The 12,210-nt window shown below is 42.2% G+C and carries 9 protein-coding genes; all 9 read left to right on the top strand.

Going from position 1 to position 12,210, the window contains the following annotated elements; translation table 11 throughout:
* Positions 1 to 3: 3 nt before the first annotated feature.
* Entirely contained in the window at positions 4 to 738 is a 735-nt protein-coding gene (locus ACOB82_RS06135; RefSeq protein ID WP_448212062.1) for a hypothetical protein, read from the top strand.
* Positions 739 to 753: 15 nt separating this feature from the next.
* Positions 754 to 1,944, top strand: a complete 1,191-nt coding sequence (locus ACOB82_RS06130; protein ID WP_448212061.1) for a class I SAM-dependent methyltransferase — start codon at positions 754 to 756, stop codon at positions 1,942 to 1,944.
* 34 nt (positions 1,945 to 1,978) lie between these two features.
* On the top strand, positions 1,979 to 2,338 hold the full coding sequence (locus ACOB82_RS06125) for a hypothetical protein (protein ID WP_448212060.1): 360 nt from the start codon (positions 1,979 to 1,981) through the stop codon (positions 2,336 to 2,338).
* 395 nt (positions 2,339 to 2,733) lie between these two features.
* Positions 2,734 to 5,448 (top strand): TonB-dependent receptor, encoded by a 2,715-nt coding sequence (locus tag ACOB82_RS06120; RefSeq protein ID WP_448212059.1) that lies wholly within the window; start codon positions 2,734 to 2,736, stop codon positions 5,446 to 5,448.
* 117 nt (positions 5,449 to 5,565) lie between these two features.
* On the top strand, positions 5,566 to 6,489 hold the full coding sequence (locus tag ACOB82_RS06115) for a hypothetical protein (protein ID WP_448212058.1): 924 nt from the start codon (positions 5,566 to 5,568) through the stop codon (positions 6,487 to 6,489).
* 133 nt (positions 6,490 to 6,622) lie between these two features.
* A complete protein-coding gene (locus ACOB82_RS06110) occupies positions 6,623 to 7,975 on the top strand; it encodes an MmgE/PrpD family protein (RefSeq protein ID WP_448212057.1) in 1,353 nt (450 codons plus the stop codon).
* Positions 7,972 to 9,363 carry an MmgE/PrpD family protein gene (locus tag ACOB82_RS06105; protein WP_448212056.1) on the top strand — a complete coding sequence of 464 codons (1,392 nt, stop codon included), beginning with the start codon at positions 7,972 to 7,974 and terminating at the stop codon, positions 9,361 to 9,363. Before ACOB82_RS06110 ends, ACOB82_RS06105 begins: the two co-directional genes overlap by 4 nt.
* Positions 9,364 to 9,374: 11 nt before the next feature.
* Positions 9,375 to 10,787 carry a phenylacetate--CoA ligase family protein gene (locus ACOB82_RS06100; protein WP_448212055.1) on the top strand — a complete coding sequence of 471 codons (1,413 nt, stop codon included), beginning with the start codon at positions 9,375 to 9,377 and terminating at the stop codon, positions 10,785 to 10,787.
* 51 nt (positions 10,788 to 10,838) lie between these two features.
* Positions 10,839 to 12,206 carry an amidase gene (locus tag ACOB82_RS06095; protein ID WP_448212054.1) on the top strand — a complete coding sequence of 456 codons (1,368 nt, stop codon included), beginning with the start codon at positions 10,839 to 10,841 and terminating at the stop codon, positions 12,204 to 12,206.
* Positions 12,207 to 12,210: the final 4 nt, after the last annotated feature.

Below are 12,210 nucleotides of genomic sequence, written 5' to 3'. Positions count from 1 at the left end.
ACAATGAAAACGTTTAAAGGGTCAATTATTTACACGTCGAGAAAACCTGAGCGAATGGGCCAAGAGCGTGGTCGTGAATTTTTTTCGTTAACTCAGCAAAACGATGGTATCAGCGTATTGCAAGCACACTGTGAAATTGATGACGCCCCGAATGTTATTCGTGATGTTGTCATAGCAATGGACACTAAAACCTCAAGCCCCCACGATTGTTCATTAAGGTTATCGGTAGGTGATAAGTTTGAAGGTAGTGGTTGGATGCGTTTTACTGACAGTTTTGTCGAATGCGAAAGCTATAACCAAAGAGATGGTCGCATCAGCCAAAAAATTGATGTTGAAGCGCCAGTAAAATGGCTACAATCGCACCCTATTTTTGGCGATGCCTTATTAATGAAGCTTTATGATTTAAGCCAAGGTCCAGGTAAAACCTTTTTCCCTAACCTATTCTTGACATCACCTGATCATCGTGGCGCGACAGGACCACTACTTTTTAAAACTGGTTTTGGTATTCGTTTTGTTGGCGAAGAAGAAATTACTGTTACCGCAGGGACATTTAACGCACGTCATTTCCAAGTGGTCGACACCGCTGGTAATCTCCCTGAAGAGCACCCTCCGTATAATTTATGGTGCACTGCTGATGATGATTATATCTTCTTAAAAGCAGGGGTAGACGGCTATATGCAGACACATTATGAACTCAGTGAATTAACGATAATTGACGGCCAAGTTTCGTCATCTTAATAATTTGGAGCATTTATGACCAAAGCAAACACTCTACCGTCATGGCATGCCCTGACTAAACATGCAGTATTCGCTGATGCCGAACATGATGAAGCAGCGCGGCTAAACTTCTTGACCCATTTGAATGTCCATCTTGCAAGCCAGGTTGCGCCAAGTGTTAAGCAATCTTATGAAAAAAATGTACTGCCTAAGTATCAGCAACAGCATGGTAAAGCGCCTGAAAATCGCCACCAAATTCGCGCCGAAATGGTTAATGATCATTATTTCCAAGTGTGGAGTGCACTAAGACGAAACACCATGGAAATGCGCCATCAAGCAGGTCGAAGTCAAGTATTGCGACAAATAGAAACGATTTGTCAAAAAGTGGAACAGTTAAATGAAGGCGCCGATACACTCGTTTTAAACGACAGTGTTGAACTGCCAAATTATGTTAACTCAGTCGATATTCACTGCCAGCCTGGATGCTATTACACCGAATACTTCAAGAATGATGTCACGGTCGCCGCTAGCTATGATTTAGGTATTTTTGTCACCACCGCGGGTTTGCTTGGCGCGTTAAGCGATGGCGGTGGTCAAGCAGTTGCACAATGGCTAAGTCAAAGCCAGCCTGATTTCAAACCTAAACGTATTTTAGATATCGGCTGTACTATCGGCCATAATGCAGTGCCGTTAGCCCAAGCATTTCCTGAAGCAGAAGTCATTGCTGTCGATGTTGCACGCCCTAGCCTTCGCTACGCACATGCACGTGCAAAAGCGCTTGGCGTTGATAACATCACTTTTATCCAGGCAAATGCTGAAGACCTATCAGAGTTTGACGATGAAAGTTTTGATTTGATCACTACAGCCATGTTCTGGCACGAAACATCAACTAGAGCAATGCCGGTATTAATGAAAAATATTGAGCGATTATTAAAACCCGGAGGTTTAACGTTACATCTTGAGCAACCGCAATACGACTACATGCCAGTTTATGAGCAATTTATCCGAGATTGGGATACCTATTACAACAATGAACCTTTTTGGGGTGCTTCCCATGAAGTTGATCTAAACGCATTGCTCGCCAATGCCGGTTTCAAAAATAAGATGTTTGAAACAGGTGTCCGCGCCAAAGTCGACGAAGCCATTTTTGGTAAGCGTGAAAGTGGTGACGATGGCGAAGATTATGGTCGAGCGCCAGTATGGAACGCCTTTGGGGTATGGAAATAAATAAGGTGTGGAAATAACGATAGGGTGAATAATTATGGAAACCAGTGAAAAAATTAAACTAGCCAATAAAAAAGCCAAAGGCCAACGACCTTACTTTTTAGCTGAAAAGCAAACTGAACAAGTGCTTTCAATTGCAATGTCACTTGCCATGGAATTGAACGTTGCTAACGAGCGCATAGCTACTCTTGAAAAAATTCTTGAAGCTAAAGGCATATTAACGCGAGCTGAGGTTGATGGTTTTATTCCTGATGGGATAGAAACTCAATACCGTAGTGAGAAAACCCAGCATTACCTTGCCAGAGTGTTAAGAATTCTTCAGCAAGATCAAGAAGAAATTAACGCAGATGAACCCAGTATTAGCGAAGTAGAACAATACTTGCGAAGTGGTGCCTAAACTTCCTTTAATAAAGCCATAACCCTAACTAGGTTATGGCGCTTCTAGCTGTTTATTACATATAGCTACTTCAGCGACACCTAAATAAATTCAGGCTATAGAGTAAAAATTGCAAGTCATGTTGATACAACACGTTAACCGTTCATCGCCTGTACTCGCTCAATAACAATAATATTTGTCATATTAGAATTTTCAATAAAAAATATTTTTGTTATTTATTTTCAACAACATAAATACAAGTTGTATTAATATTATAACAATATAATGTTTTAATGTTGCAACATTATAGCAAAGGTTGTAGATTAAATTGTAAGCAAGTAACAAAGCTCATTAATAAAACAACAAAGTTTATAACAATAAAAAGCAACCACTCTGAACGAGAAAACGAGGTAGCCATGCACAAACGAGATAAACTCTCCATCGCCATTACAACAGCACTGTTTACGCAGCTTGGCGCAGCCAACATCGCTTATGCGGAACAAGAAACCGTTGATAATAGTATCGCAGGGATCGAACGAATTGAGGTTCGTACCCGCAAAGTCACTGAAACTATCGAAACCATTCCACTGGCAATTTCAGCTATTTCAAATAAAGAGATTGATGAAAAAGGTATTCAGTCATCAGACGATGTAGCCAAATATATCAACGGTGTTGCTTTTGATATTGGTGCAGCCCCAAACTCAACGCTACCGAGTATCCGTGGTTTAACAACAGACCGTGGTCGCCCAAACGTTGCTATTTTAGTTGACGGTATCGATGTGTCATCAGAAACCATGACCCTACCTGGTGGTGGTATGACAGCTAATATGAAACTACTTGATTTACAACAAGTTGAAGTTGTTAAAGGGCCACAAAGTGTAAACTATGGTCGTAGTGCTTTCTCTGGCGCAATCAACTATGTAACCAAGCGCCCAAGTTTTCATAATACCACTAAGCTCGACGTAAACGTCGCACAAGATGGTATTTATGATCTTGCTGCTAGCTTTGAAGGAGCGATTACAGAAGAGTTCGCAGCCAGAATAAAATTAATTGATTCTGCCAGTGACGGCCATTACACCAATCCAAATACTGGCGGTAACCTTGGCGGTAGCGACACCAAAGGTGTAGCACTTTCTGCCTTGTATTTACCAAATGACAGCCTTACCTTTTATTTCCGTGGTGAATATTCAGATCAGCATTTAGATCCAAGACCTGTGGTTTCAATCAGCACCATGAACCCTGAGTCGTACATGAACCCTAATAACCCATTCGATCCAATGAATAATTTGTTCTTAACTGGTTCATTAAATAAAGAGTACGGTGCAACTATGTTGCCGTATGAATTTGATAGTAATGGCAATGGTGTTGACTGTGCGATGGCCGAAGCATTGCCTTACTGGAATACCCATCCAGGTGCGATGTTTACGCCAGGATTACCGCCTCAGCCGAACTGTCGTCCAATAATTAAAGGCGAAGTCAGTGCTGATAGTGCCATGCTTGATCTATCCCCAGATCCTCGAACTGGCAAAGATTTCTCTGGTACCGACATTGAAAATACTCGTGCAGCGTTAGAAATAGAATGGGAAGGCGAGTATGTTTCGTTTGTCTCTAATACGTCTTTCACCAAAAGTGAGTCTTATGTTCAAGAAGATTTTGACGTGACAAACTTTGGCGTAACGTCAATTCCAGCCATGCCACCGTGGGCACCTGCTATTTCTCAGCAAGGCTTCCATTTAGATGTTGACACCTCTTACGATGTCGAACAAATCAATCAGGAATTCCGTTTCACCGGTTACGGTGATGGCTTTAACTGGGTGCTTTCTGGCCTTTATTGGCAAGAAGAGATGACCACGCTATTTGGCGCACAAACCTGGTTACGTGACGGGGCAAATGCGCAAACCTTAGTTGACTCTGTATACTCATTTGTTCCATGTGGCCCAGGTTGTGCAATTTCAAACCTGAAAACAGCGCCATTTAGCTACGCTGATAATCGTTATACGCCAATTACACGTAAAACTGAGCATTGGTCAGTAGCGGGTCTATTTAACTATGAATTAACTGACCAGTTAAACCTAACATTTGAAGGTCGTTATTTAGATGAAACTATCGACTATACCGGTAATGCTGATGATAGAGCTTTCGACGCTATTTACTATAGTTTTACGTTCCCAGGTATGCCGCCTTTTGAAATGCATCAGCATGACGCTAACGAATTTGCTTTAGGTGACAATTACTTAACCAAAAATAGTGTCAGTGATAGTTCATTCTTACCGCGCTTTAGCTTAGATTATAAAGTTAATGAAACTGTATTTACGTATATGTCGGCCTCGAAAGGCTTTAAACCTGGCGGTATCACAACAACCGATGCTAACGGTGATGTATCATCAGGTGAATACAGACCGGAAACACTGTGGGCTTATGAGATTGGTGCAAAAGCATTTTCATCAGAAAACAATGTATTAGTTAATACTAGCATTTTCTATTGGGATTATACTGACCAACAAGTCCCTTTTACCTTTGTTAATGAATTCGGCATGGCTAACGTCTCTGTAATTAACGCGGGTGAAACCGAGGTTAAAGGTTTTGAACTTGAATCAATTTGGCAAATAACACCGAAATTACGATTATCATTTGCCTATTTATATTCTGACGCCAGTTATACCGACTTCAATGTGGCTAAGGCAATTGAGCAATCAGATATTAATGCCAATATTTCTGATGTAGACCGTGCGATTGCCGGCAATGCAGAAGCTGATTTCTCAGGTAGTCGATTACCGCTATCACCACTGCATTCTGGTACCGTAAATGCGCGTTATACCACTGAATTATATGGCATGAATACGTTCGTAGAATTATTCGGCCAATATAAGTCAGAACGTAATGTTGACCGTGGCGAACATGCTCAGTTACCAGCATACAGCGAATGGGATTTAAGTGCTGGTTTCCAAGGTGACAACTGGAGTGTAACTGCATACGTTAATAACTTATTTGACGATGACACTATTAAGCACGCTGTTGGTAACGTTGACTATGGTTTTATGCCTGATTACCAATCAGTGCCATATGCCGTTCATGCAACTCTACCAACACCAAGAATTGCGGGTGTTCGACTAAGTTACACTTTTAATTAAACTTTAGGGCGTATCCTAATCAAAAAAGGAGTGCAACGCGCTCCTTTTAATTATCGCCAAAAGCAATTTTTTACGTTAATTTAACAGTGACTCTCATGCTGTATATAGGAGATATTTATGAGTGAGCAGGCGTTAAGCCAACCTCAAGCGAATACCAGTATTCGTGCCAATACGGTGTTATTAGCAATTTTAGTCTATGTGTTTATAACCTTGCAAAAACCTATCAGTCATATGGTAGTTGTTAGCTTGATTTATATGTTTCCACCTGAATTTACATGGAAGTATTTAATCAGTTTTATTTACGGCGCTATTGGAGTAGTCATAGTCTACAAAGGCCTGAAGATGGACGAAGTTAAAGGTTCAATTATGGGCTTTCTCGGCGCCATGTTGATTTGGGATGGCTGGTTTGAATTAGGACTAGACTTTTTTGAACATAATAACCATATACCTATGGTTAAAGATGCGGCAGGCACTCCGGTGTTATTAGGCTCCCATAATATTCTAGAAATTTCAGGGTTATTTTTAATACCGATTTTAGTGTTAACCATGTTCCAAAAAGATATGCGCTGTCGCATGTTATTATGGATCAGAAAAACGCTTGGCCTACGTGAAGGTTTAGGCAAGCCTACCGCAGGCATTAAACCACAAACAGCGCGCATTGCCGCAAGTGAGTATATTTTTGTTAACTGGTTTATGTATGTGGTGATGATCACAATTTTAGATCCACGTGTTGCTGGAACTTGGCACCCTGCTACTTATGCATTGTCGGCGGCAATTTTTGTTTGGTCTGTGTACCTTTTTTATAAACATACCAAACAAAACGAAGTCGGTCTGATGATTCGTTACGCTATTGGCGCAGCTGGTGTTGCTTGGTATAACTGGGAAATTACCACCTATTGGGGTTGGTATACTGAATTTTGGATCCGTCCAGATCAAAACCCAATTCGCTGTTTATTAGTGATTATTGCCTTTATTGCACTAGCACGTTTTCTTTGGAAAACACCGGTTAATCCAGATACCGGAAAATCAGCTAAACTATAAGCATTTAAACTAGAATCAACCACTTTCAACCATAAAAAGCCGGATATTACTCTGGCTTTTTTATTTTCTATTGAAAACAAAAGTACAAATGTTATATCATTATAACAATTAAGTTTATTTAGAACATATAACCATGTCATTAACCGCTGAACTTACTCGATTGCTTAGTAATAAGCGCTTTTGTGCTGATGATTATCAGCGCGCTTATTTACATGTCATTGACTGGCTCGGTTGTGCTGCTGCCGGCGCTAATACCGACGCTGGTAAAGCATTTCAAGCAAGCCTAGTGTTAAGTCAGAGTGGTAATTGTAATGCGATATTTTTAGGCCACTTCGACTGGTTAAGCGCAGCCTTATATAACGGTGCTCTCGGCAATATTTTGGAAATGGACGATATTCATCGCAGTTCCATATTACACCCTGGCCCTGTGATTATTCCCTCAGCATTAGCCATTGCACAGCAGCAAGGCGTTAGCTTTCACCGGTTTTTAGAAGCGATTATTCTCGGTTATGAAATAGCCATTAGAGTAGGCCAAGCTATCGGACGTAGCCATTATCGCCATTTTCATAACACTGCAACTTGCGCCGCCTTTGGTGCAACCTATGCCTGCTGTTATTTATTTGATTGTGATGACAAGCAAATTGTATCTGCACTAGGAAACTTAGGCAGCCGCACCAGTGGCTTGTGGCAAATGCGCCATGAAAACGTAATGACCAAACAATGGCATAACGCCAGTGCTAGCCAAATGTCAGCGCAAGTTGCATGGCTTGCTAAATGTGGTGTTAGTGGTGTTAATCAAATATTAGAAGGTGAATCTGGTGTATTTAATGTGCTATCAACCGATGCAGATACAAGCTATTTAGTTGCAACGCAGCCTAACTGGTTAATTTATGATACTAGCTTTAAGCCTTGGCCAGCATGCCGACATGCCCACCCTGCCATTGATGCATTTTTACGTTGCCAGCATAAGTTGCCCAGAGGTGCTGAAATCACTCAAGTTTCGATAGCAACTTATCAAGATGCGTTAACTTTTTGTGATAAAACAACCCCGACAACTACCATAGAAGCCAAATTCAGTATTCAGCATGCTATCGCAGCCATTATCGTTTGGGGAGAACCTGAATTAGCCCATTATCAATCATCGGTACTTGATGCTTCCGAGGTAATTCAAGCGCGGGCTAAAGTTCAGCTTAACGTTTCATCCCAACATGAAGATAATTACCCCGGACATTTTGGCGCTAGTTGCCAAATTAGTTATCAATTGGGGCAGCAAAGCGGACAAGTTAATGAGTCAATCAAAGATACCTTAGGCGATCCTGAGGTGCCTATGTCTGCTGAACATATCAAAGCTAAAGCTAGATATTTATTAACGCAAAGTAATATTCCTGAACATACGGTATCAGCTATTAATCAATTTTCATTTGATGAAAACACCAAGATTAACGCGTTTAGCCAATTAATTTCCCCTGTTGGAGCCAAACGATGAGCAGTTTAATCGCACAAATGATCAACTATATCAGCGAAACTCGCTATCAACACTTACCCGATAGCGCTATTGCAAGTGCGAAAACCTTTATTTATGACACTATAGGTGTTGGTCTAAGTGGCTCTCGAGTCGATAAAGTCTACCTGTTGAAAAAGGCACTAATCGCCAGTGGCGATTTTAATAATTTAGCTAATACGTCAAGTGCTAAAGCAAGCATTTGGCTAACCGGTGAGCAAGTATCGGTGGCAACTGCCGCTATGGTTAACGGCTATCAAATTCATAACCAAGAATGGGATTGTGTCCACGAAGGCGCGGTTGTACACCCTATGGCCACGATTTTATCAGCGCTGACTGCTTATGCAGAAGATAAAAACCTCAGCGGCGAACAATTAATTCTTGGTGTTGTTGTGGCGGTTGATATTGCCACCTTAATTGGTGAGAGTGTGAGTAATCCACTTGCCTTTTTTAGGCCATCAATTTGTGGCTGTATTGGCGCTACCGCCGGAATTTGCGCCATGATGTCGGCCAACCGTTCAGAGATAGCGAATGCTCTAGGCATTGCTTACAGTCAGATCAGTGGCACCATGCAAGCCCATGTTGAAGGCTCACCAATGCTCGCCATGCAAATTGCAGTTAACTCAAGAGCAGCTATTACGGCGGCCAATTTAGCGTTTGCAGGCTTTGATGGTCCTAAAGATATTCTTGAGGGACAGTTCGGCTATTTCAATTTATTTGAAACCGACTACTGTCGTGACGTTATTCCTAGCAAACTTGGTAAGGAATACCAAATCACAAAAGTCAGTCATAAACCCTTCCCTACAGGGCGCGCAGGCCATGGTGTTGTCGATGCTTTGGCTTGTTTGCAAGCAGAATATGGCTTTAGTGTTGATGATATTAAGGCGATCAAGATTTCTGCAACACCGCTGATTAATCGTTTAGTTGCAAGACCAGTCAAAAGTGATATGGATGCCAGTTACGCCAAGCTTTGTAATGGCTATATTGCCGCCACATACCTTTTAACCCATAACGTATTAGTGGAGGATTTCGACGAATCAGCCCTGCGCTGCCCTGAGCGCTTAGCGTTAGCCTCAAAAATCACCACAGAGCTAAATGACTGCCAAGATCCAAATGCCCTTGCGCCGTTAACCGTTTTTATAACTTTAAGTACAGGGCAGCACTTACAGCAACACTTGCCGGCGGTGCTAGGTCATCCAGAAAGGCCAATGACCACAAAGCAGCAAGATGAAAAATTTATCGCCGCCTGTAAAAGCGCCCTACGCCCATTGCCTGAACCTCAAATTCAACAATTACAACGTCAGCTCAAATCACTAGAGCAATTACCAACCATTGCTGAGCTAGTAACACTAATGCTGAATAAAGCCAGTTAATAGGAATTTCCATGAGCAGTTACCCTACTTACTTTGAATGCTTTGATACCAAAGATGTACTGAACGACTATCCACTTGGCGACGCGCTATTTGCCCGTTATCAAAACATGACCAAAGCAGAGCTTAGTGCATTACAAAATCAGCGCTTTATGAAATTGATGGACAGAGCGTGGCAAATCCCGTTTTACCAAAGAATTTGGAGCAACGCAGGGGTTAAACCAACAGATATTCAATCGCTGGAGGATATTGAAAAACTACCGCTAATTTCAAAAGCGGACATTATGGAGAGTGTGGAAAAATACCCACCGCTTGGCGATTTCCACGGTTTAGACAATATTCCAAAAGCGCAGCGACCTCCGATTGTATTTCATACCACCTCTGGCACGACTGGCACACCACAGCCGTTAATTTTTGGCCCTAAAGGTAGAGAAATTCAAGGCTTATTAGTTGCCCGCGGATACCGAATGATGGGGTTAAAACCGGCATCAACGATTCAGTCTTGCTATGGACATGGCATGATCAACGGCGGCCATTACATTAGAGAAGCAGTCACCCACTATACTAACGCCACGTTTTTATCAGCTGGAACAGGTGTTGAAACCCGCTCAGTTGCCCAAGTGAATTTAATGAAAACCTTTGGCGTTAACGTACTTGTAGGTTTTGTAGACTATATAAAACGCTTAGCTGATGTTGCCAAAGATGAAGGCTTAAAGCCTGGCGAAGATATTCAAATCGATATGATCATTGGTCATCTTGGCATGGAGTCGCGAGAAGCGATAGCAGAGGCATGGGGCAATGACCAACACAAACCCGAATTGTTTGACTGGTACGGTGTTGGCGATACCGGCGCGATTGCAGCTGAAGGGCCAGATCATGACGGTATGCACGTTTGGGAAGATGCTCATTATTTAGAAATCCTTGACCCTGACACCAACAGCCCCGTATCAACGGGGGAGAAAGGCAATATGGTGGTTACTTGCCTTTATAAAGATGATGTTTATCCGATTATTCGCTTTAATACCTATGATTTAACTGAAGAAGTCTTAGGTGAGAATAAGCTTGGCCTACCGTTTAAACGCATACGTGGCTTTATGGGCCGTTCTGATAACATGGTCAAATTACGCGGTATAAATATTTATCCGCAAGGTATCGGCCCAATGCTGGACGAATGTGAAGAGTTCTTAGGTGAATTTATCTGTAAAGCGGTACGTGATGATAGCGGACGCGACGATATGGTTGTAATGGTAGAAGTGTCAACACCTGCTGCACAGCGCAATGGTTTGGTGGATAAATATAAAACACTACTCAAGCGTAAGATAGGCATTGAAGTACAGGTTGAATTCGTTGGTGAAGGCGAGCTAACTAAGCTCACCCAAGTCGATATTCGCCAAAAACCGATTCGCTTAATTGACGAGAGATTTTAACTTTATATGCTCACCAGTAACGACTGTTGAGTAAACACGGCTTTGCACTCAATGAATATAGATATTGACCTATTACAGTTAGATTTGACCGCTCAAATAGCGCTCGTGAAAAATCACGAGATAAGCTATATAGAGCTTTGTCAGCAGCAGCAACAATTAATTGCGCTAATGCAACCTAAACTCAACTGTTTTATTCAATCTTACGACCAGTATGCTGAGCCTAACTTAGTGACTTCACCGCTGGCAGGGTTGCCTATTGCCGTAAAAGACAATATCGACGTTGTTGGCTTCAATACCACTGCCGGACTAGGTCATTTAAAACAAAATTCTGCCACATCGGATGCTTTTATAGTTAAGCAACTTAAAGCATCTGGCGCTACCATTAATGGCAAACTCAATATGCACGAAGGCGCACTTGGTGCCACCAATCATAATCCGCATTTTGGTGATTGCCATAACCCGCATCAGCTAGGATTTACCCCTGGTGGCTCTAGCGGTGGCTCTGGCGCGGCTGTAGCCGCTTGCCTTACCCCAGTGGCGTTAGGTACTGATACCATGGGTTCAGTGCGTATCCCTGCGGCATATAACGGCATTTTTGGTTTCAAAGCAAGTCCCGGCGCCATCAGTAATCAAGGCAGTATTACTTGCAGCCGATTGATGGATCATATTGGTCCGCTTGCCCGCTCTGCCCGTGATTTAAAGTTATTATTTCCATTGATCGCTGCATTTAACCGCCTAGATGCAAGTAGCCATCAATATCAATATAGTGTACCTAAGCCAAGTTATCGTCTATTAGTGCCAAGCAACTTGGCCGAGCTTGGCGTTGAGGCGTCAATCATCAAGAGCTTTGAACAAAATATTGCTGCATTTACCGAGTTAGGCCATCAAATAGAATATACCGACGCTTTTGTCGACTACGACTTTGCCGCCTGTCGCCGCGCTGGATTACTGTTATGTGAAGCCGATATGTTAGTTGAACATCAACACGCATGGCTTAATCATCGCGAGCAATTTTCAGACTACTTAACTGCAATGTTTAATTTTATTGAAACCAAAAGTGCCAGCGATATTATGAAAGCTGAGCGCTTACTTGATCAAGCCAAATTAAAAGCAAGGCAAATTTTTGCAAGTACCAATGCTGATATGCTGTTGTTACCGACAACAGCACAACGTGCTTTTTCATTAACAGACAAGGTGCCAGCCAACCAAGCCGATTTAACCAGTTTTGCTAACCAGGCTGGTTTGGCTGCTATCAGCATACCTATGGTCGAAAAAATTGAAGACGCCCCATTGCCCGCGGGCATGCAAATTATGGCTAAAGCAGGTGATGATATCGCACTATTACAGCTTGCTTGTGACTGGCAACAGGCAAGTCAATATCAATTTCAACTGCCCAAGACAGTAAAACAGGTAGTATAATGGA

It is taken from the genome of Colwellia sp. MEBiC06753, assembly GCF_053470325.1.
Note: the sequence above shows the minus strand (reverse complement) of the source record. Positions and strands in the feature narration are given on the sequence as shown.

What these genes read in the sequence shown, in the direction of transcription:
- ACOB82_RS06135 (WP_448212062.1), top strand. Translation starts at nt 4, where the DNA reads ATGAAAACGTTTAAAGGGTCAATTATTTACACGTCGAGAAAACCTGAG.
- ACOB82_RS06130 (WP_448212061.1), top strand. Translation starts at nt 754, where the DNA reads ATGACCAAAGCAAACACTCTACCGTCATGGCATGCCCTGACTAAACAT.
- ACOB82_RS06125 (WP_448212060.1), top strand. Translation starts at nt 1,979, where the DNA reads ATGGAAACCAGTGAAAAAATTAAACTAGCCAATAAAAAAGCCAAAGGC.
- ACOB82_RS06120 (WP_448212059.1), top strand. Translation starts at nt 2,734, where the DNA reads ATGCACAAACGAGATAAACTCTCCATCGCCATTACAACAGCACTGTTT.
- ACOB82_RS06115 (WP_448212058.1), top strand. Translation starts at nt 5,566, where the DNA reads ATGAGTGAGCAGGCGTTAAGCCAACCTCAAGCGAATACCAGTATTCGT.
- ACOB82_RS06110 (WP_448212057.1), top strand. Translation starts at nt 6,623, where the DNA reads ATGTCATTAACCGCTGAACTTACTCGATTGCTTAGTAATAAGCGCTTT.
- ACOB82_RS06105 (WP_448212056.1), top strand. Translation starts at nt 7,972, where the DNA reads ATGAGCAGTTTAATCGCACAAATGATCAACTATATCAGCGAAACTCGC.
- ACOB82_RS06100 (WP_448212055.1), top strand. Translation starts at nt 9,375, where the DNA reads ATGAGCAGTTACCCTACTTACTTTGAATGCTTTGATACCAAAGATGTA.
- ACOB82_RS06095 (WP_448212054.1), top strand. Translation starts at nt 10,839, where the DNA reads ATGAATATAGATATTGACCTATTACAGTTAGATTTGACCGCTCAAATA.